Origin of the sequence: Dyella terrae (assembly GCF_004322705.1) — a bacterium.
GTDB lineage: Bacteria > Pseudomonadota > Gammaproteobacteria > Xanthomonadales > Rhodanobacteraceae > Dyella_D > Dyella_D terrae.
Genome location: NZ_SIZZ01000001.1, coordinates 169377 through 189506, shown reverse-complemented (window position 1 = coordinate 189506; position 20130 = coordinate 169377). Strand labels below are relative to the sequence as shown.

Annotated in this window: 11 protein-coding genes, 1 tRNA gene and 1 riboswitch; of the genes, 4 read left to right on the top strand and 8 right to left on the bottom strand. The window is 63.0% G+C overall.

The genetic code is table 11. The features are described 5' to 3' along the window. Window positions 1-79: 79 nt before the first annotated feature. The gene (gene phoU, locus EYV96_RS00920; protein ID WP_131149654.1) at window positions 80-811 is read left to right on the top strand and encodes a phosphate signaling complex protein PhoU; all 732 of its coding nucleotides are present in this window, start codon (window positions 80-82) and stop codon (window positions 809-811) included. Between the two features lie 55 nt (window positions 812-866). On the opposite strand, the gene sugE is transcribed toward phoU, so the two are convergent. From sugE to rnr, 4 genes are all read right to left on the bottom strand, one after another. After that, window positions 867-1184 (bottom strand): quaternary ammonium compound efflux SMR transporter SugE, encoded by a 318-nt coding sequence (gene sugE / locus EYV96_RS00915; protein ID WP_131149653.1) that lies wholly within the window; start codon window positions 1182-1184, stop codon window positions 867-869. A gap of 186 nt (window positions 1185-1370) precedes the next feature. Beyond that, window positions 1371-1655: a CBU_0592 family membrane protein gene (locus EYV96_RS00910; RefSeq protein WP_131149652.1), complete on the bottom strand. Its 285-nt coding sequence runs from the start codon at window positions 1653-1655 to the stop codon at window positions 1371-1373. Then, window positions 1652-2398, bottom strand: a complete 747-nt coding sequence (gene rlmB / locus EYV96_RS00905; RefSeq protein WP_131149651.1) for a 23S rRNA (guanosine(2251)-2'-O)-methyltransferase RlmB — start codon at window positions 2396-2398, stop codon at window positions 1652-1654. Before rlmB ends, EYV96_RS00910 begins: the two co-directional genes overlap by 4 nt. Next, the gene (rnr, locus tag EYV96_RS00900) at window positions 2395-4857 is read right to left on the bottom strand and encodes a ribonuclease R (RefSeq protein ID WP_131151436.1); all 2463 of its coding nucleotides are present in this window, start codon (window positions 4855-4857) and stop codon (window positions 2395-2397) included. The genes rlmB and rnr overlap by 4 nt, the downstream gene beginning before the upstream one ends. Window positions 4858-5173: 316 nt before the next feature. Here rnr and EYV96_RS00895 point away from each other — a divergent pair. Next, window positions 5174-5258, top strand: a tRNA-Leu gene (locus tag EYV96_RS00895). 55 nt (window positions 5259-5313) lie between these two features. On the opposite strand, the gene EYV96_RS00890 is transcribed toward EYV96_RS00895, so the two are convergent. Further along, complete coding sequence (locus tag EYV96_RS00890) at window positions 5314-6084, bottom strand: bestrophin-like domain (protein ID WP_131149650.1); 771 nt, start codon at window positions 6082-6084, stop codon at window positions 5314-5316. A gap of 114 nt (window positions 6085-6198) precedes the next feature. After that, a complete protein-coding gene (locus EYV96_RS00885) occupies window positions 6199-6618 on the bottom strand; it encodes a VOC family protein (RefSeq protein ID WP_131149649.1) in 420 nt (139 codons plus the stop codon). A 223-nt stretch (window positions 6619-6841) separates the two neighbouring features. After that, window positions 6842-6936: riboswitch (glycine riboswitch) on the top strand. 53 nt (window positions 6937-6989) lie between these two features. Here EYV96_RS00885 and gcvP point away from each other — a divergent pair. Then, on the top strand, window positions 6990-9860 hold the full coding sequence (gene gcvP / locus EYV96_RS00880) for an aminomethyl-transferring glycine dehydrogenase (RefSeq protein ID WP_131149648.1): 2871 nt from the start codon (window positions 6990-6992) through the stop codon (window positions 9858-9860). A gap of 51 nt (window positions 9861-9911) precedes the next feature. On the opposite strand, the gene EYV96_RS00875 is transcribed toward gcvP, so the two are convergent. Beyond that, the gene (locus EYV96_RS00875; protein WP_131406529.1) at window positions 9912-14723 is read right to left on the bottom strand and encodes a DUF6543 domain-containing protein; all 4812 of its coding nucleotides are present in this window, start codon (window positions 14721-14723) and stop codon (window positions 9912-9914) included. 754 nt (window positions 14724-15477) lie between these two features. Between EYV96_RS00875 and EYV96_RS00870 the strand changes: the two genes are divergently transcribed. Continuing rightward, the gene (locus EYV96_RS00870; RefSeq protein WP_131151435.1) at window positions 15478-17232 is read left to right on the top strand and encodes a chloride channel protein; all 1755 of its coding nucleotides are present in this window, start codon (window positions 15478-15480) and stop codon (window positions 17230-17232) included. A 73-nt stretch (window positions 17233-17305) separates the two neighbouring features. Here the strand turns inward: EYV96_RS00870 and EYV96_RS00865 are convergent, their stop codons facing one another. Further along, on the bottom strand, window positions 17306-19969 hold the full coding sequence (locus tag EYV96_RS00865; protein ID WP_131149646.1) for a M1 family metallopeptidase: 2664 nt from the start codon (window positions 19967-19969) through the stop codon (window positions 17306-17308). Window positions 19970-20130: the final 161 nt, after the last annotated feature.

The following is a 20130-nucleotide window of genomic DNA, read 5'->3' as shown; positions in this document are numbered from 1 at the left end:
AATCGGGAATCGGGAATCGCAGAAGCCCGCCCTGCTGTACCTATTCTCCATTCACCATTCCCTCTTCTCGAGAAGACTTATGAGCGGCAGCAGCAAGGAACACATCATCAAGAGTTATGACGACGAACTGACCCGTCTGACCGGCGAGATCGTGCGCATGGGCCAGCTGGCCGTCGGTCAGCTTGAGTCGGCCATCGACGTGGTTGAACGTCGCGATGAGCGCGCCGCCCAGCGCGTGGTCGCCAACGATGACGCGATCGACCTGCTCGAGCAGGAAATCAGCCACGACGTCGTGCGTCTGCTCGCCCTGCGCGCGCCCATCGCCGGTGACCTGCGCAACGTGTTCGCAGCGCTGCGCATCGCCGCCGATATCGAACGCATCGGCGACTACGCTGCCAACGTGGCCAAGCGCTCGATTCCGCTGTCGATGGTGGCACCGATCGCCCCGACCAACGGCCTGGCCTATCTCGCCGAGCTGGCCGCCGCGGAAGTGAACGAAGTGCTGATCGCTTACCGCGACCGCGATGCCGAACGGGCCTACCAGGTATGGAAGGACGACGCTGACCTGGACGAAGCGTATACCGGCTACTTCCGCCAGCTGCTGACCTACATGATGGAAGATCCGCGCAACATCACGCCATGCACCCACCTGCTGTTCATGGCGAAGAACATCGAGCGCATCGGCGACCACGCCACCAACATCGCCGAGAACATCTGGTTCCAGGTGCACGGCGAGCCGCTGAACACCCAGCGCAGCAAGCGCGACTTCACCTCCAGCCCGGAGATGACGAAGCTGGGCGGCAAGGAGTAAAGCTCTGGCACCTCCCCCTTCGGTGCGAACGCACCGAAGGGGAAGCTTTCGCCGATCACGCGCTCGTCAGCTTCAGGCCAATGATGCCGACCAGAATAAAGGCCACGCACAGCAGGCGCAGCGGCGTCGCCGGATCACCAAACAGCGCGATACCGAGAATCACGGCACCCAACGCACCGATGCCCGTCCAGATCGCATAAGCGGTACCGATCGGCAGCGTTTTCACCGCCATCGCCAGCAGGATGATGCTCGCCGTCATCGCGGCAAGCGTGCCGATCGTCGGCCAAAGCTTCGAAAAGCCCTCGGTGTATTTCAGGCCGATGGCCCAACCGATTTCGAACAGACCGGCAAAGAAAAGATAGATCCAGGCCATGACGCCACTCCTTGAGAGCCGTCAACGCAGGTCCAGCGGAAGTCATTCAACGCGACCGGGACGGCTGTCTTGCATGAGCAGGGCCGTCCCCGCGGAAACGAAACGCAGCAGGGTCGTCCCCGCCGGACCGGACTGCGCCGGTCCGCTTATTTTATCACCCGCGGCGACGCCTGCCTGACCCGCTATTCAGGTCGAGATCTTGCGCTCGACATCCCGCAGCTCGCGACGCACGCGCGCGCTGTTGAGGATGCCGTAAACGCCGATCGCTAACCAGGCCACCTGCATCATGAAGGACGGCCAGTTCATCACGCCAAAGAGCAGCGACAACATCACGCCGATCGCCCCCAGCACATTCATCAGCTGGAAGACGATGCCATTGCCATGCACCTTGCGCGCCTGCAGGAGCAGGAACGCAAGCAGCACCAGTACGACGCCGATGTAACCGGCCCAGTCATGCCACAGGAAGGTCATCGTGTTTTCCCTCGTTGGCGCAAGGCTTCGAACAGGACAACGCCAGTGGCCACGGAGACATTGAGGCTCTCCATGACGCCGGGCATCGGGATCCGCGCGACGAAGTCGCAGGTTTCGCGGGTGAGTCGACGCATGCCCTCGCCTTCGCTGCCGAGCACGAGGGCCACGGGGCCCTTGAGGTCCACGTCGTAAATGGATGTGTCGGTTTCACCGGCCAGACCGGTGATCCAGACACCCGCATCTTTGAGCGTGCGCAACGCACGAGCCAGATTGGTCGCGGCAACCAGCGGCACACGGTCAGCGCCACCGGCGGAGGCACGTCGCACCACCGGCGTCAGGCCGACGGCGCGATCCTTCGGAACGATGACCATCGTTGCGTTGGCGGCAGCCGCGCTGCGCAGGCAGGCACCGAGGTTGTGCGGATCGGTCACGCCATCGAGCACCAGTACCAGCGCTTCGCTGCCAGCTGCCTCCAGGAGGCTCTCGATATCGTTTTCACCCCGCATCGGCGGGGCCACATACAGCGCGACCACACCCTGGTGACGCGCTTCGCCGGCGACCTTTTCCAACTGCTCGCGCGGACGGTGATGCACCGGAATACGCAGCGCCTTGGCGCGCTCGGCCAGTTCATGCACGCGCGCATTGCGCTGGCCATTCTCGACCAGCACTTCCTTGATGCGCTCCGGATCATTACTCAGCGCACCTTCCACGGGATTGATCCCGACGATCCAACTCTCGCTCATCGTTTGCCTTTGTTCTTGCCGGGCTTGGCCGCTTTTGGCGGCTTGGGCTTGCTTGCCTTGTCGATCCTGGTGGCCTTGGGCTTGGGTTTGGGTTTGCCTTTGTCCTTGCCCGGTGCCGCCTTGGCCTTTACGCCGCTTTTGGGTGTTTTCTTGTCGCGGAACGGTGGCGCTCCATCGCGCGCATTATCCCGCGCAGGCGCCCCGCCTGTCGCGCGCTTCGGCAAGGAATAGCGCTCGCCGGCATTGGCGTAGTCATACGAACGCGCCGCACGCGCCGGCGGCACGAAGGCTTCGCGTCGACCGACCAACCGGAAGTCGATCTTGCGATCCTCCAGACTCGCGCGCAGCACCTGCACGCGCACATGGTCGCCCAGGCGGAACTGAGCGCCGGTGCGCTCACCTTTGAGCAAGTGGCGAACCGGATCGAAGTGGTAATAGTCGTTGCTGAGCTGGCTGATATGCACCAGGCCAGACACTTTCGACTCATCCAGCTCCACGAACAAGCCGAACGACGTGACGCCCGTGACGGTGCCATTGAACTCGCTGCCAATATGCTTGGACATCCATGCGCATTTGTAGCGCTCGTCCACATCGCGCTCCGCCTCTTCCGCACGACGTTCGCGCTGCGAGCAATGAATCGCCATCGCCGCCATTTGCGCAGGGCTGTACGCATAGTCGGACGGCTTGCCGCCCGTCAACGCGTAGCGAATGGCCCGGTGGACAAGGAGGTCGGGATAGCGGCGGATGGGCGACGTGAAGTGTGCGTATGCGTCCAGTGCCAGGCCGAAATGCCCGCGATTTTCGGGCTGGTAGGCCGCCATGCTTTGGGCACGGAGCAATACCGACTGAATCAGCTCGCGCTCGGGACGGTCGTGCACCATGCGCAGGACATCGGCGAAATCGCCGGGCGTTACTTCGCTTACCGGAGGCATGCGCAGCTTGAACTCGCGCAGGAACTGCTGGAGGTCTTCGTACTTCTCTTCCGGCGGCGGCTCGTGGGCGCGGTAGAGCGCAGGAATTTTGCGTTTCTCCAGGAACATGGCCGCCTGCACGTTGGCGGCGATCATGCACTCCTCGATGAGCTTGTGCGCATCGTTACGCTCGGTCGCACCCATGGCAACCACGTCGCCCGTGTTGTCGAGTCGGAATTTCACTTCAGGTGTTTCGAAATCGATGGCGCCACGGCGCTTGCGCTGCGCAGCCATCGATTTGTACAGATCGTGCAGATGTCGCAACTGCGGCATGACGTCCGCCAGCTCGTGCTGGGTGTCGGCGTCCTCGAGACCGACGGCTGCCCACACCTTGTCGTAGGTAAGGCGTGCGTGTGAATACATCACCGCCTCGTAGAACTTCGACTTGGTGACTTCGCCCTCTTCGTTCACCACCATGTCGCACACCATGCACAGGCGGTCGACTTTCGGATTCAGCGAACAAATGCCGTTGGACAGCGTCTCCGGCAGCATCGGCACCACGAAGCCGGGGAAATAGGTGGACGTGCTGCGCTCGTAACCTTCGCGATCAAGTGGGGCGCCAATCTTCACGTAATGCGACACGTCGGCGATCGCCACGATCAGGCGGTAACCGCCACCGCGACGCGGCTCGGCATAGACGGCATCGTCAAAATCACGGGCATCGGCACCGTCGATGGTCACCAAAGGCAACGAACGCAGATCGACGCGCCCTTCGCGCTCGGCCGCCGTCACCTGAGGTTCGACCCGCGCGGCATCGCGAATCACATCGTCCGGCCACTCATGGGGCAGGTTATGGCTGGCAATGGCCATCTCGACCAGCAGCGACGGCTGCAGGCGTTCGCCCAGTACGGAAAGGATCGTGCCCAGCGGGCCACGGTAGTTGGTCGGCGGATCGGTGATCTCGGCGACCACGATCTGGCCGTTCTTCGCCCCCATGTCCTTGCCGGGCGGAATCAGGATGTCCTGGTGCAGGCGACGATCGTCCGGCGCCACCACGGTCACCCCGTTCTCGACCACGACACGCCCGACCAGACGGGGCGAGCGACGTTGCAGCACTTCGACAATCGCACCCTGCTTGCGGCCGCGACGGTCCATGCCCACCACGCTGCACAGCACGCGATCGCCGTGCAGCACGGATCGCATCTGTTGCGGCGAAAGATAGATATCCTCGCCACCGTCATCCGGCCGCAGGAAGCCGTAGCCCTCGGCATTGGCCAGCACCTGGCCCTGGATCAGGTCGAGCTTGTTGGTCGGCGCGTAGCCACCACGACGGCCCAACAGTAACTGGCCGTCACGCACCATGGCGCCCAGGCGCTTGCGCAGTGCATTGAGATCGTATTCGTCGAACAGTTCCAGCGCCTCGGCGATGCGCGCTTCGGTCAGCAATTCGCCGCGCTCGGACAGCAGCGTCAGAATCGCCTCGCGGCTGGGAATCGGGCGCTCATAGCGCTGCGCTTCGCGTTCGGCCTGCGGATCGTTGCTGCGCATGGGCGCGGCCGGCGCGATGGCCGATGCTTTCTTCGCGCGCTTGCCAGCGAGCGGCGGCAGCGGCGGCAGCGCGGGCAAACTGTCGCCCCAGGCGCCCTTGGCCGCAGCCTTCGGAGCCTTGCTGGCGCTACGTCCTGCCTTGACGGCAGGGATCTTCTTGTCCTTGTTTTTCTTGGTCACTTATCAGCCTTGATGGGGAGCGCCGGCGTAGTTCGAACCCGGCGCGATAAAAATCGAGTGAAAGAATAGTTGACAACCCCTCCCACTGTGCCTAATCTACGCGGCTCACGCAGCTTGAATTAAGCGCGGGACACCTGCCCAGGTGGCGGAATTGGTAGACGCACTAGTTTCAGGTACTAGCGGGTAAAACCGTGGAGGTTCGAGTCCTCTCCTGGGCACCAATAATAAACGAAGCCCGCAGCGATGCGGGCTTTGTTGTTTCTGGCGTTTGGAAAATCACGGCGCCGGTTTCAGTGAATCCATCACCGCGATCAGATTCTGCGGCACCACCCGGATCAACCCGCCACGCGGTGCATCGATGTCTGCGATAAACGCAAAGGACATCGCCGCAAAGAACGGCATGATCACCAGCAGACTCGGCGCCTTGCGCGCGTTCTTTGCTCCCATGCCCACCAGCAGGTTCGCGAACGTGCCCAGCACCAGCAAGAGCAGCCACGCCGAACGCGGTATCCGGTTCCACCACGCAGCCTGCGTGTAACCCGATGCATTGAGCACATCGTTCATCCCAGCGACGGCCAGGCCCGTGATGGGATCCCGGCGTTCCCGGCCGGCATCGACCACGCTTTTCCACAGCTGGGTTTCGATCCCCGCCTGGATGACGAGAACCCGCGAGGCCTCGGTTTCATTGGGTGCCTGATAGAACGCGATGCGCTGTTGCAGATATTTGGCCAGCAGTGCTTTCGCCAGCGGCTGGGCTTTGTCGTCGATCAGATCCAGGCGCGCCATCTCGGTGCCGATGGCGTTGGCCTCCTCTTCCTCGTAGGTCTTGCGCTGGTCGTAGCGACTGATCGCCATCGAAAACGTAAAACCGATGAGCAGCGCCAGCAGAGTCAGCGAGGCCGCCTGCACGACGCCAAACGTCTCGCTTGCTTCGTCGAGCAACTCCTTGCGCCGCGAGGTCCAGCGCCGGCCCGCGAAGGCGGCGCAGGTGAGGATGACGAAGCAGATGACGAACAGCAGCAGCGGGTAATCGCTCAACCGGACCATGACCGTCGGCCATCGAGGGGGTTGCAACCACTGTCGGCGCCGGGCTCTACCGGTACAACGGTAGAAGCACCGGCGCGAAGGTAAGCAGTTCTACCTAAGCCGCGCCTGGCGGCCTCAGACCGCCGGTGGCCCCTTCAACTCGATCATGTTCCCCTGCGGGTCGTAGAGGTACAGCGACGGGCCCTCGCCCTCCGCGCCGTAGCGCGAGCCCGACTCGCCGATCCGAGCCCCCTTGGCGTCCAGATAAGTCCGGATCGCCACCTCGTCATATCCCTCCACGGCCAGGCAGATGTGGTCAACGTTGTGGCCTTCCGCTCCGGGCCCCTGCCCGCCCATGCGGCCGAGTTTCCCGTCCAGGGGCACCAGGTCGATCAGCGACGAACCCGCCCGCAGCTGATACAGCCCGATCTCCTCCTGCCGCCGCTCCTCGGTGCAGCCGAGCACGTTCAGGTAGAAATCCAGCATGGACGGCAGGTCGATGACCCGCAGGACGATGTGGTCGATGTGGCGGAGCTTGAAGGGTGCGGCACTCATATACGGATAAATCCTTTGATCTCGTGATGATTTGAGAACCCGGGCGCCGTGGGGTCGGCGTCCCGGTTCCTTACATGGGGTCGGCCCGCCCCGGCATCCAGCTGAGCCAAATCCGACAACCGGCAGGTATAATCGCCCGCTTAAGCGCATGGTGGGAGAAGCGGCTGGATCCGCTGCCGAAGGCGCAACGCCCGTAATCGCTCAGGCTCCCATACCACCACGCGCTAAACACTCTGGAGAGACCGGTTCAATCCGGCGCCGAAGGGGCACGAAGCGATCCGCTTCCAAACTCTCAGGCAAAAGGACAGAGGGGCGCCCCACGTGCGGCACGCACGTCCAGCCTTTGCCGGCTATTTTCGGACGCCCCAGTCATGAGCCAGAACGCCAACCCCACCCTGCGCGACCTCGAGCATCATCACGCCTTCATCGAACGTCACATCGGCCCGAACGACGCCGAAATCGCCGATATGCTCAAGGTGGTCGGCCACGCCTCGCTGGAGACGATGACCGACGCCATCGTGCCGTCGAACATCAAGTCCGCCGCGCCGCTGGCCCTGGCCTCGCCCATGACCGAGCAGGACGCGCTGGCGAAGATCCGCGCCATCGCCAACAAGAACCGCGTGTTCCGCAGCTTCATCGGCCAGGGCTACTACGGCACGCTCACGCCGAACGTCATCCTGCGCAACATTCTCGAGAACCCGGCGTGGTACACGGCCTACACGCCGTACCAGGCCGAGATCTCCCAGGGCCGCATGGAAGCCCTGATCAACTTCCAGACGATGGTCGCCGACCTCACGGGCATGGATATCTCCAATGCCTCGCTGCTGGATGAAGCCACCGCCGCGGCCGAAGCCATGACCCTGGCCAAGCGTTCGGCCAAGTCGAAGAGCAACATCTTCTTCGTCGCCGACGACGTGCACCCGCAGACCATCGAAGTGCTGCACACCCGCGCCGATGGCGTGGGTATCGAAGTGAAGGTGGGCCCGGCCGCTGACGCCGCCACCACCGACAGCTTCGGCGTACTGCTGCAGTACCCCAACACTTTCGGTGCGATTCACGACCACAAGGCCACCGCCGATGCCGTGCACGCGCGCGGCGGCCTGGTCTCGGTCGCCACCGACCTGCTCGCCCTCACGCTGATTGCCTCGCCGGGCTCGTGGGGCGCCGACATCGTCATCGGCAACAGCCAGCGCTTTGGCGTGCCGTTCGGCTTCGGTGGCCCGCACGCTGCCTACCTCGCCTGCCGCGACGCCTACAAGCGCTCCATGCCGGGCCGCCTGATCGGCGTGTCGGTCGATGCAGAAGGCAAGGCCGCTTACCGCCTGACCCTGCAGACGCGCGAACAGCACATCCGTCGCGAGAAGGCCACCTCCAACATCTGTACCGCACAGGTGCTGCTGGCCGTCATGGCGAGCATGTACGCCGTGTACCACGGTCCGGAAGGCCTCGCCCGCATTGCGCGCCGCACGCATCGCCTCGCCGCGATCCTCGCCGTTGCGCTACGCCAGGCCGGCGTGACGCTGGAGATGAACTTCTTCGACACGCTGCACGTCACCGGCATCGACGCTGACGCCGTGCACGCCAAGGCCCACGCCGCCGGCATCAACCTGCGCGCTATCAACGGCACCAGCGTCAGCATCAGCCTGGACGAAACCACCACGCGCGACGACGTCTGCAAGCTGGTGGCGCTGTTCGGCGGTTGCATCGACAACATCGACGAGCTCGATGCGCAGGTGCACGACGCCATCCCGCAGGCACTGCTGCGCCAGGGCAAGTTCCTCGAGCACCCGGTGTTCAACACGCATCACAGCGAACACGAGCTGCTGCGCTACATGCGCTCGCTGTCGGACAAGGACCTGGCCATGGATCGCACCATGATCCCGCTCGGCTCCTGCACCATGAAGCTCAACGCCACCGCCGAGATGATCCCGGTGACGTGGCCGGAATTCGGCAACATCCATCCGCTCGCCCCGGCCGACCAGACGCAGGGTTACAAGCAGCTGATCGACGAGCTGGAAGCCATGCTGGTGGAATGCACCGGCTACGACGCCGTCAGCCTGCAGCCGAACTCCGGCGCCCAGGGTGAATACGCCGGCCTCCTCGCCATTCGCGCTTACCACCGCTCGCGCGGCGAAGATCACCGCGACATCTGCCTGATCCCGGAATCGGCCCACGGCACCAACCCGGCGTCCGCGCAGATGTGCGGCATGACCGTGGTGGTGACCAAGTGCGACAGCAACGGCAACGTTGATGTCGAAGACATCCGCCGCGCTGCCGAAAAGTACAGCGATCGTCTCGCCGCACTGATGATCACCTACCCCTCCACGCACGGCGTGTTCGAGGAAGACGTGGTCGCCATCTGCGACATCGTGCACAAGCACGGCGGTCAGGTGTACACCGACGGCGCCAACATGAACGCGCTGGTCGGCGTTGCCAAGCCGGGCAAGTGGGGTTCGGACGTTTCGCACCTCAACCTGCACAAGACCTTCTGCATCCCGCACGGCGGCGGCGGCCCCGGCGTCGGCCCGTGTGCGGTCAAGTCGCACCTGGCACCGTTCCTGCCGCGCACCTTCGGTGGCGAAGGCGACGTCGGCATGGTGAGCGCGGCCAGTTTCGGCAGCGCCAGCATCCTGCCGATCAGCTGGATGTACATCGCCATGATGGGCGCCGAAGGCCTGCGCCACGCCACCCAGGTGGCCTTGCTCAACGCCAACTACATCGCCAAGCGCCTGGCCCCGCATTACGAGACGCTCTACACCGGGCGCAATGGCCTGGTGGCGCACGAGTGCATCCTCGACCTGCGCCCGCTCAAGGACAGCACCGGCATCAGCGCGGAAGACGTCGCCAAGCGCCTCATCGACTTCGGCTTCCATGCGCCGACGCTGAGCTTCCCGGTGGCGGGTACGCTGATGGTCGAGCCGACCGAAAGCGAATCGCAGCACGAACTCGATCGCTTCATCGACGCGATGATCCAGATCCGCGACGAGATCCGCGCGATCGAAGACGGCCGTTTGGATCGCGAAGACAACCCGCTGAAGAACGCCCCGCACACCGCCACCATGGTGACGGCAAGCGAGTGGACGCACGCCTACCCGCGTGAACTGGCCGCCTTCCCGCTGCCCAGCCTCAAGCTGCAGAAGTACTGGTCGCCGGTGGCTCGCGTGGACAACGTCTACGGCGACAAGAACGTCATGTGCGCGTGCATCCCGGTGGATGCGTACAAGGACGAAGTGGAAGCGTAAATACCCTGATGAATCACGCCCCGCAAGGGGCGTGATTCATTGTGGCGACGACTATTTCTTCCTGGCATTCCGCCAGCTGTTTTCACTGCCCATATTGACGTACCCCAAGCCCACCGTGTCGGATGCATCCTTGAGCAGCTGCGGTGCCAGGATCACACCGTGCTCATACGCGGCACGCTGAACATCCACGCGAACTTTAGCGATCGGGACCGGGGAATTCTCGCCAACGATCACCAGATCGAGCGCGAGCGGGCCACCAAACACCTTGGCGCGAACGGCTGCGTACTTCGCATAAGCCGGCGTGCCAGGCGCAGGCTTTGGCTGATCGAGGTACGGGCCGTGAATGTCGAGGAGCCTGAGGCACTTATCGAGTACCGCTTTCGCCAAGGGGTGCCCGGCCCGCATGCCAAATGCGTTGGTGTTGACCATGGCCTGCATGCCAAGACCCTCATGCGATACCAGCCCGCCCAACAACGCATCGCCTCGAAACGCACTGACATCCGCCTCGGTCAGCGGCCGGGTGAATACGTCATCCATATCTCCCCACTGCCCGCCACCCGACCACAACAGGTTCCCATCCTTGTCGAGCCATTGTGCCGCCGCGAACCAGCGTACAAAGTCGGCAACGGCCGATGGACCACCGGTTTTCTTTGCCGCGTAGTAGAGCTTCGAGTATTTGCCGTCCTCAACCTGATGAATCAGGGTGTGAAGCGGGGACGTCTCGAATTCAATCACCTCAAGGCCTGGCACCTTTGTTTCCAGGATCAGCTTGTTCCGGTTGAAAACCTCGCGGTATTCCGATGAAAGGTAGATGTGGTGCTCGACGTTGCCCGGTAGATCCTTGAATCCCGCCCTGAAGCTCTCGCCGGCGCCTTTCAAGTTGCCATAGAAATCCTCCGGTATGTCGAGCGGCCCCCACCATCCGTGATAAAGCAGCGGACGGATGGGCTGTTTCATCGGCTGCCCGTCCGCATCACGCGTGAGCTTTCGTATCAAGTCCGGATCGGCATAACCCGGATCGACGCCCAGCGCTTCCAGCGCCGCCCGGCGCTCCTCCAACGTGGGCACCTTCTTCGACCGATACCACCTGTCTGGCGGGACCATCTCGAAATTGTCGGTTCCGGCCTTGGTGAGCCGATACCGCTGAATGCCCGAGATGATCTCCTTGATCTGTTCCCTCGGAGCATTGGGTTGGCTAAAGACCTTCTGGGTCCGTTCGCGCCACTCTTTCAGAGTGATCAGCCCTGAACCGCCAGCCGCGCCCGGGACAGCTCCTTCAAACGGATTCACGCCGCCCCCGCGTTCCAGATGCGCCAAAAGTCCGCGATTGAGCATCAGCTCTTTGACATCGAAACGTCGAATCCAATGGCCGGTTTCCACCTCGTAAACCACCTCGATGGCCCGATGCATCCCATCTTCCTTGATCGAGCCCACGCGATAGGCAGGCCCCTTGAAGTCGACACCCTGGATGGGCAGCATGCGCACGTCGCTCGCCATGGTGATGGCGACGCCTCCCACGACACCATCGATCGGGTGCCAGAGTTGCATTTCACGCGACATCTCGACACCCGTGCCTCGCCCCGCCGCATCCGTACGCGTGTTCAGGATTTCGTAGGTGCGTTGAGCCCCGATACTCACGCGGAAGTACGTATCCCGGCCTGATGTCGAACCAACACGCGCATAAGTTTGCGCACCTACCGTTACCGTCGCCACATGGGCATCGATTTCCCGGGCAAACAAATCATCCAACTGCGCGATGAGTTTGCTGTCGGTTACGGCAAAGGGACTGAAGCGCGGCGACAAGGCAAAGTTCGCATGCTCAATGCGGATATCCAGAATCGCGGCGGCCAGTTTCTCAAACTCGTGCGGCGTGATGGCGAGGCCGGAAAGCACGGCGCTCTTTCCACCCATCGCAAGCGCAGAAACAAGCGGCGAACCCTCCCAACCTTCCGCGCTGCGGAAATCCTGGGACGAGTCATCAAAATGCTGGTAGGTGATGGCCCTGCCCTGTGCATCCGTGATGGCACGCAGGCGAATGGCCGACGTGGCGTCCTCAGGCCCGTAAACCGTATCTGGGACGCCCTGCTTTCCACTGTTTGAACCCATGGCGGCATCGGCGCTCGCCAGGCGCTCGATTTCAACGCGGACGACACGGTCACCCAAATCCAGTGCGCCACGGACAATGTCCGATTCGGTTTGGACGTCCATGGGTCGATGTGATGAATGCATCGCGCGATTCATGCTACCCATGCGGGAAATCAGTTCACCCGAAGATCCCTGCCACTGCGAATCCGGCAAGAGCGACGTTTTGATCCGGGAGATCAAGGCCTCCGTGTCGCCCACGGCGATGGCATGACCCACTTGCCTGCGAAGCTTGGCAGCCTCGTCAACGACGGACGCGATGAAGGCTTCATGCATGACAGGCTCGTCGGCAGCCGAGGTTCGCGACGGCAACAACTCGGCCCGCATCACCCCACCGAAGACGTCCGAATGCGCGTCGGGGAGATGGGTCGGCACATCGGCTTCCGACAAGAACACATCCGGCAGGATTTCCTGGACTTCGATGGCGTCCCTCCCTCCAAATGCCTGACCGACACGCGTGGACGCGTCATAGATGTCCGGTGACAGCGCCTGACCATCCGCGTCATAGCCGGCGAGGAAGCGCGACTGCTTCCCTGGCGCAGGGTTGCCCGTCCGCGGTGCCAGCACGACAACCGGCTTTTTACGCCCCTTGGCAATCTCCGGGAGCATCCAGTCACGCAGAACGGAGGTGCCGATGCGAACCGGCTTTCCATCCTGAAGTCGTGTAGCGGCGTGCCTGAGCGTCGCATCGGCGATACCAGCCGCCATGGGCGTCAAGGCATGCACGCCACTGGCATCGTTGTGCAGAACATGCAGGATGTCTTCGCGGTCGACACCCAGGGACTTGAGACCTGCCGCAAGCTCCGTCCATTCGTCGGGTTTCAGCTCAAACTCACCGCGCCGGCGAAGCATGCTTTCGAGTATCTGCCCATCCGACGCCTCCCTCGCCCAAAGATGCAGATCAGGCTTCCAAACCTTCGCGAGCCGGTCAAAGCGAACGGGCTCGGCCAAGACCCCGTCCTTCACCAGGCGGTAGCTTTCCCACTGGGGGTCCCACTCGACCGTGGCGAACCGCTCCCTGCCATCGCTGCCACGAATGGCGATATACGATTTCCCCTGATGGGTGCGCAGGCCTGTCTGGGCATCCATCGGCAATCTGGCAAGCCTGCTGGAGGGTTTCCCAAGGCCCGTCAGGGGCCGGATGGCCGTTTGCAATCCCTGACCGAAGCGGGCGATGGACAACTTCCCGACCATGCTCCCGACGGGAACGTCGAGAACCAGGGAAAGCGCCGCGCCAAATGCATTCATCCGCATTTCGCGCTCAAACTGGCTGGCTTGCTCCGGGTCGCCGAAGCGATCCAGGACATAGGCACTCATGCCACTGTTGACCGCCGATGACACGTCGAAACCAAACCCGATGACCGGCACCATCGATGCGGCAGTATTGAAGTAGCTGAATCCAGAAATCACTCTCTCGATATGCGACTCGTGATCCTTCGATTCATTGGATTTGAAAGCCTGCTTGACGCCGGAGACAAGCTCCTCGGAAAGTAGCCTTGCACGCTCATCCCAGACGTTGCCCTGGAGATTCGCAAGGCCGATCAGCGATGCGTCACCATCCCTGGCGAAGCGATCGACAGCGTTCCGGTAGCGATCCTGGGTAAAAGGCGAGCCGCTACGCATGAGAATGGCATGGAGTGGATGATCCGCGCCCGTCATTGCCTTGAGTTCGCGGGCAAGCTCCGCCGCCGAATCAAACTGACGCAGGAGGCCCGCGCCGGCTTCGGCCCTCTGGTCGTCATCCAGCGTCATTCGACCCGGCATGTACAGAATCACGGGTTCCGCAACAGCCGCATCGGAAAGCCCTTCCGGTTCGAGAACGGCGGCGCCAACCACGGGAACGTCGGCGATTCGCAGACTGCGAAACCGATATTCTTTCCCGCCGATCAAGAGTGGCTCGCTGCCGTTGGTTGCCCAGCGTCGCAATGCCGTGCCGGTTGCTTCGGGAATGTCACGGGTGATCGACGCTGCAATCACATGGAAGTCGAAGACCGCCGCATCCTGATCCGCCAGGATGCGATGACCTTCCAACAGCGATGCTTGAAAGTCCCTGACCACCCGGTCACCCAGGTCAAATTCACGCAGGGCATTGAGCATCGTATCGATGTCGACATTCACGGGCTTGCCTTGTGCATCGACGATCCGCGAGCCGTACCTCAAGGTATCGAGCTTCGACGTGTACTCCCGTGGGACCGGCTCGCCGTCATGTGCCTGCATGGCAACGCCCCACAAGGGAACCTGTTGCCGCGTTTCGGGCCCATAGATGGGCAATCGCACGGATTTCCTCGGGCCACCCACCGTTTTCTGGCCAACCGGTTGCCTCGTATAGATCTCGACGAAGAGATCATCGATTTTCGTTCCCGGCGTGAGCGAACCGGAAAGCCAGTTGGCCAGATGACGTTCGAGATCTGACTTTCTCGCCGCCAGGCCCTCAGCGCTCAATGACTTCATGACCTGAGACAGGGAAGGTTCTTTCTGCTGCACGCGCTCAGTGGCACGCAAGAGCTCGGCAAGCTGCACGCGATCGGCACCCATCAGCGAAGGAGGGAGGATCTGGCCCACGTCGAAGTGATCACTCCCGGCATGAAGCCATGAAGGACGTTTCCACTCCGGCGCATCCATCGGTGCGGGTACCGGATCTGTCTCTGCATCGACCCAAGCCGATGGCGTCGAGACCGACGTTTCACTTGCGCTTGCCGATTCATGAGGCGCTTCAGGCACAGCCGAATCCAAGCTCCTTTTGGTTCGATCGCCAGTTGCGCTCCGGCTGAACCAATTTCCCAAGTTCCACCGCGTCCTGGGTCCCGGCGGCGACTCCGGAATGAGGTGCCAGCTTTCGGGCAATGCGTGGGGTCGATTGTCAGCAAAGCTCGGTTGGGATGAACCAACCCTTGCGTCGGGCCGCATGGACGGCATCGGGTCGGACCACGATGGGGTCAATGAATGTATGGGCATATACGAATGTGTCGCTGTAAGGGGTGAACGCGCGCGCCATTGACCCCGCCAGTCAATGGCGAGGCATTGAGGAACGAGTGGGGAAAAATCAAGGCATCGGCATCGCGGGCTGATGTCATCGCGTGCCGATAGGGCAAGTCATCGTAGACAGGCTTCGTGAGCTCGTGATGGCCACCTCCCATCGACCGCATGAGCACTTGTCCAGCGCTTCATGGCTCGCACCATGAAAGTCATTCGGTGCGTGACGGGAACATCCCGGGAAACCGGAACTATCCATCATTCAACTCAACCAGCGCGGCGTCGTATCCATGCCGATGGTCGATCACATCGCAATATATTGCGCATGGTTGGATCGGCCTTCGCCCTCGTTCATTTCCCAGCCAGCTACTGCCCGGAGAAACACGTAGCCTTGTAGGGATTCCTTGAGAACATTCCCATGCATGACCCTGACCAGGGCCCGCACAGCCGTGCGGCCCTTTCGCTCGCCCCTTCACTGGATTCCACGCTATCCAACGCGCACATGCCGCGGACATTCCGTCCGCTGGATCGTCGCGTGGTTTACGTGGCTCTGCTTTCCGTCGCGCTTGGTGCTGCCGTCGCTGGCATTGCGTGGTGCCTGACCGCCCTTATCGGCCTGGTGACCCATCTTGCGTTCTATGGGCGGATCAGCACCGATTTCGTGAGTCCCGCCGGTCACCATCTTGGCGCCTGGGTGATCGTCGTACCGGTGATCGGTGGCTTGATCGTCGGCGCCATGGCGCGATGGGGCTCGCGCGCCATTCGTGGACATGGCATTCCCGAAGCGATGGAACAGGTGCTGCTCAATGAAAGCAAGATTCCACCGCGCATCACCTGGCTTAAACCGGTGTCTTCCGCCATCGCGATCGGCACGGGCGGTCCATTCGGCGCGGAGGGCCCCATCATTGCCACCGGCGGTGCGCTGGGCTCATTGATCGGCCAGCTGCTCCACGTGACGGCGGATGAGCGCAAGACGCTGCTCGCCGCCGGTGCCGCAGCGGGCATGGCGGCGATCTTCTCCGCGCCGGTGTCGGCCGTACTTTTGTCCATTGAACTGCTCCTGTTCGAACGCCGCGCGCGCTCCCTGATTCCTGTCGGACTTGCAGCGGCAACCGGTGCAACGCTGCGGATGCTTTTCGAAGGCACCGGACCGGTGTTCCCGATGCCGGACGTCGCCGCCCCCACGCTTGCGGCCATGCTGATGTATCTGCTGATGGGGCTGCTGCTCGGCGTCGTGAGCGTGGGCATCACGCGGCTTGTCTATGCGATCGAAGACGGCTTCGAAAAGCTGCCGATCCACTGGATGTGGTGGCCGGCGCTCGGCGGCCTTGCGGTGGGCGTGGTGGGTTACTTTGCGCCGCGCACGCTCGGTGTGGGCTACGACAACATCAGCGCCGTCATCAGCGGCCAGCTGGGTCTCGCCGCCATGGCATCGCTATGCGTGATGAAGCTGATCTCGTGGTCACTGGCGCTCGGTAGCGGTACGTCCGGAGGCACGCTGGCGCCGCTGTTCACCATTGGCGGTGCCCTGGGTGGCGTCCTCGGTCTGGCGCTGTCGCATGCCGCTCCGGGTTTGCATGTCGATCCGCGCGTCGCCGCACTGGTGTGCATGGCGGCAATGTTTGCGGGCAGCTCACGTGCATTTCTTACCTCGGTGGTGTTCGCGATGGAAACCACGTTGCAAGCGCATGCGCTGCTGCCCTTGCTCGCTGCGTGCGTCGCGGCCTACCTGGTATCGGGCCTGCTGATGCACAACACGATCATGACTGAAAAGATCGCGCGGCGTGGCGTCCGCGTGCCGGCCGAATACACCGCCGACTTCCTCGAGCAAGTCCTTGTACGTGATGCATGCAGCCGCAACGTGGTAAGCCTGCGCGACAGCCTGTCCATCGCCGACGCGCGCGCGTGGTTGCGAAGCGGCGGCGACGCGTCGCGGCATCAGGGCTTCCCGGTGATCAACGACCAGGGACAGGCCATCGGCGTGGTGACGCGGCGTCAGCTGACGGACGAAGCTGTCGACCCGTCGGCACGCCTGGTGACACTCATTACCCGTGCCCCCTTGGTCGTTCGCGAGGATCACTCCTTGCGCGAAGCCGCCGATCACATGGTGGAAGCCGACGTCGGCCGCCTGATCGTGCTCGGCAAGAGCGAGCCGCATGCCATGGTGGGTTTCATCACACGCGGCGACCTGCTCAAGGCGCACTCGCGGCGTTTGCGCGAAGCGCGCGATGCGCACCGGCATTTCAGGTTCCGCTGAGTCGATCCATACATGACAAAGGCCCCGCCGAAGCGGGGCCTTTGTTTTCTTGCGTCCTGCTGAAACGGAACGCTTACGCGCCGTGCTGCTTCAACCAGGCATCGATCGCCGGCATACGATCATCGCGCACCTTCACGCGGTACTCGATGTTGGCGATGGCCGTTTCGGTGTCGCGACGCGAGCCTTCGGCAATGTACTTGTCAGCGAAAGCCTTGAGCTTGCCGACCATGGCCGGGTTCAGCGAGCGGCCGCCCAGTGCCGGGTAGTAACGGCTGCTCGACGTGGAGTCGACCAGCTTGTCCACCTGTGCCTTGTGAGCCACGGCGAAATCGAAGGCCATTTCCGGATGACGACCCGAGACGGCGCCGATCATGCCGGCACTGTTGGTGGCACCCGGCTCATCGGTGAGCGCGAGGTCCAGCGCACGCTGCGCGAGCGCCTTGTCCTGCGCGACCGACAGCAAGGTGTACAGCTGGTCCTTCACCATCGGCGTCTTTTCGGCCTTGGCGGCGGCGTGCAGCTTGTCCCAGGTAGCAGCATCGGCATTGCGGGCGACCACAGCGAGCGTCACGCGGCGGATCGCGCCCGGCAGAGCCTTCGAATCCTTCTCGGAGGCGGCGTAGCGGCGGCGGGCTTCCTTGATCACGTCCTGGTCGCCCAGCGTGCCAAGCACACCGATCAGCTGGTTGCGCAGCACCTTCACCGGATCGGCTTCGCCGGCCTTCTCTTCCCAACCCACCTTGGCAAAGACGGGCTTGAGCTTGGCCACGGCGAACTTGCGGAACGCGCCCTGGCGAGCAGCGTCGCCATCGTAGTAGCCGTCCAGCGCCGTCAGGTCACCGGCGATGTCACCCCAGATCTGCGGGTCGGCATCGGCGGGCGTTGCCTGCACCAGGTCCAGGAACGACGAGGACGACTGCAGACCGGCCATGCCCAGCGCCCAGCTGTCGCCGAGCACGCCCAGCTGATCGATCGGCTGCAGCTTCGCGAAGCTGCCCTTGAGCGCATCGAACTGCTCGGTGCCGTACAGCGTGCGGTAGTAACCGCTCTGACCGGCGTTGACGAGCACCGGGCCGCAACCGGCCAGTTCCATCGTGGCGGTGCCATCCACCACCGTGCGAGCGGGTTCGCCGCCGACGGTCTGCGCGATCACCGGCACATGCCACTTCAGTGCCGTCTTGTTCGGACGATCACGGGTGAATTCGCCCTGGCTCAGCTTGATCGTGGTCTTGCCCGCGTTGCAGGTGGCGCTTTCCACCTTGATCATCGGGATACCCGGCTGCAGCGTGAAGTCATGCGCGATGGTCGTCACCGGCTTCTTCGACGCCGTTTCCACGGCCTTCCACAGATCGTCGGACACCGTGTTGCCGTAGGCGTGCTGCTTCATGTACAGGCGCACGCCATCGCGCCAGCCATCGGCACCGACGTAGCCTTCCAGCATGCCGATCACGGCCTGGCCCTTCGAGTAGGTGATCGCGTCGAAGGCCTGGCTGGCCTGCTCCACCGTTTCGATGTGCTGCACGATCGGATGCGTGGTGGCGATGGCGTCACGGCCCATCGCGCCTTCGCGCACGCCGACTTCTTCGAGCTTGGTGTTCCACTCCGGATGCAGCTTGGCGGTGGTGCGGCCCTCCATCCACGAAGCGAAACCTTCGTTGAGCCACAGGTCATCCCACCAGCGCATGGTCACCAGGTCGCCGAACCACTGGTGGGCCATTTCGTGCGCCTGCACCGAGAACACGGCCTGCTTGTCCGACTGCGTGGAGATGGTCGGATCGAGCAGCAGGATGTACTCGAAGGTGTAGATCGCGCCCCAGTTTTCCATCGCGCCGAAGAACTGGCTGCGGCCCGGCGAGGCGATGTTGTCGAGCTTGGGCAGCGGGAACGGCGTGCCGAAGTAGTCGTTGTATTCGTCGAGGATGATCTTGGCCGAATCCAGCGCGAAGTCGGCCTGGCTGAGCATGCCCTTCTGCGTGATCACGCCCACTTCGGTCTTGCCGGCCATCTTGGTGGCGCGCTCGAAGTCGCCCACGCCGAAGAACAGCAGGTAGGTCGACATCTTCGGCGACGGCTGGAAGGTGACTTTCTCCAGGCCCTTGCCTGCGTCTTCCTTCTTGGCGATCGGCATGTTGCTGACGGCCATCTGGTCGGCAGGCACGTTAGCGACGAGGTTGAAGGTCGCCTTGTAGTTCGGCTCATCCCACGACGGGATGAAGCGGCGGGCGTCGGAGTTCTCGAACTGGGTGTACAGCGCGCGCTTCTTGCCGGCCTTGGTGTCGTAATCGATCGCGAACAGGCCGTTGGCCTGGGTGCCGATCTTGCCCGTGTAATCCATGGACAGCTTGTAGCTGCCCTTGGCGAGCGGCTTGGCAAACGTGAACGTGGCGGTCTGCTTCTCGGCATCCACCGCGACCTTGGGATCCGCCAGCGCCTTGCCGCTGGCCGGCGTCAACGACACCTTCGAGAAGCTCATGTCGATCGCGTTGAGCGTGATGCTGCTCGTCGGCTCCAGCACGTCGACGGTAATCGTGACCTTGCCGTCGAACGTGAGCGACTCGGCGTGCGGCGTCACCTCAACGTCGTAGTGCGACGGGCGCACCGAAAGCGGCAGCTGCGTGGTGACCTTGTTGGCGGTGGCGGCGACCGGTGCCTTGTCGGCAAACGCAGACGGTGCGGCGGTCAGGGCGGCGCCTGCCAGCGCCAGGACAATGGCAGAACCCAGAAAAGTGCGACGCATGATTTCCCCTCGAAGTGGTTCCGGCGCATGGCCGGCGAGCCTGAAGATGCTCTGACAGGATCATCACCCGGTGGAGGCGTATGGCATCACCGCTCACGCGTGGGAAGATCCCGTCAGAGCATCCTTGTGAACAACCGGATGGTGGCGGTGCGCGTGGGTTG

Excerpts from the sequence above, each read along its gene's own strand:
- phoU (WP_131149654.1), top strand. The coding sequence starts at position 80 with ATGAGCGGCAGCAGCAAGGAACACATCATCAAGAGTTATGACGACGAA.
- sugE (WP_131149653.1), bottom strand. The coding sequence starts at position 1,184 with ATGGCCTGGATCTATCTTTTCTTTGCCGGTCTGTTCGAAATCGGTTGG.
- EYV96_RS00910 (WP_131149652.1), bottom strand. The coding sequence starts at position 1,655 with ATGACCTTCCTGTGGCATGACTGGGCCGGTTACATCGGCGTCGTACTG.
- rlmB (WP_131149651.1), bottom strand. The coding sequence starts at position 2,398 with ATGAGCGAGAGTTGGATCGTCGGGATCAATCCCGTGGAAGGTGCGCTG.
- rnr (WP_131151436.1), bottom strand. The coding sequence starts at position 4,857 with ATGCGCAGCAACGATCCGCAGGCCGAACGCGAAGCGCAGCGCTATGAG.
- EYV96_RS00890 (WP_131149650.1), bottom strand. The coding sequence starts at position 6,084 with ATGGTCCGGTTGAGCGATTACCCGCTGCTGCTGTTCGTCATCTGCTTC.
- EYV96_RS00885 (WP_131149649.1), bottom strand. The coding sequence starts at position 6,618 with ATGAGTGCCGCACCCTTCAAGCTCCGCCACATCGACCACATCGTCCTG.
- gcvP (WP_131149648.1), top strand. The coding sequence starts at position 6,990 with ATGAGCCAGAACGCCAACCCCACCCTGCGCGACCTCGAGCATCATCAC.
- EYV96_RS00870 (WP_131151435.1), top strand. The coding sequence starts at position 15,478 with ATGCCGCGGACATTCCGTCCGCTGGATCGTCGCGTGGTTTACGTGGCT.
- EYV96_RS00865 (WP_131149646.1), bottom strand. The coding sequence starts at position 19,969 with ATGCGTCGCACTTTTCTGGGTTCTGCCATTGTCCTGGCGCTGGCAGGC.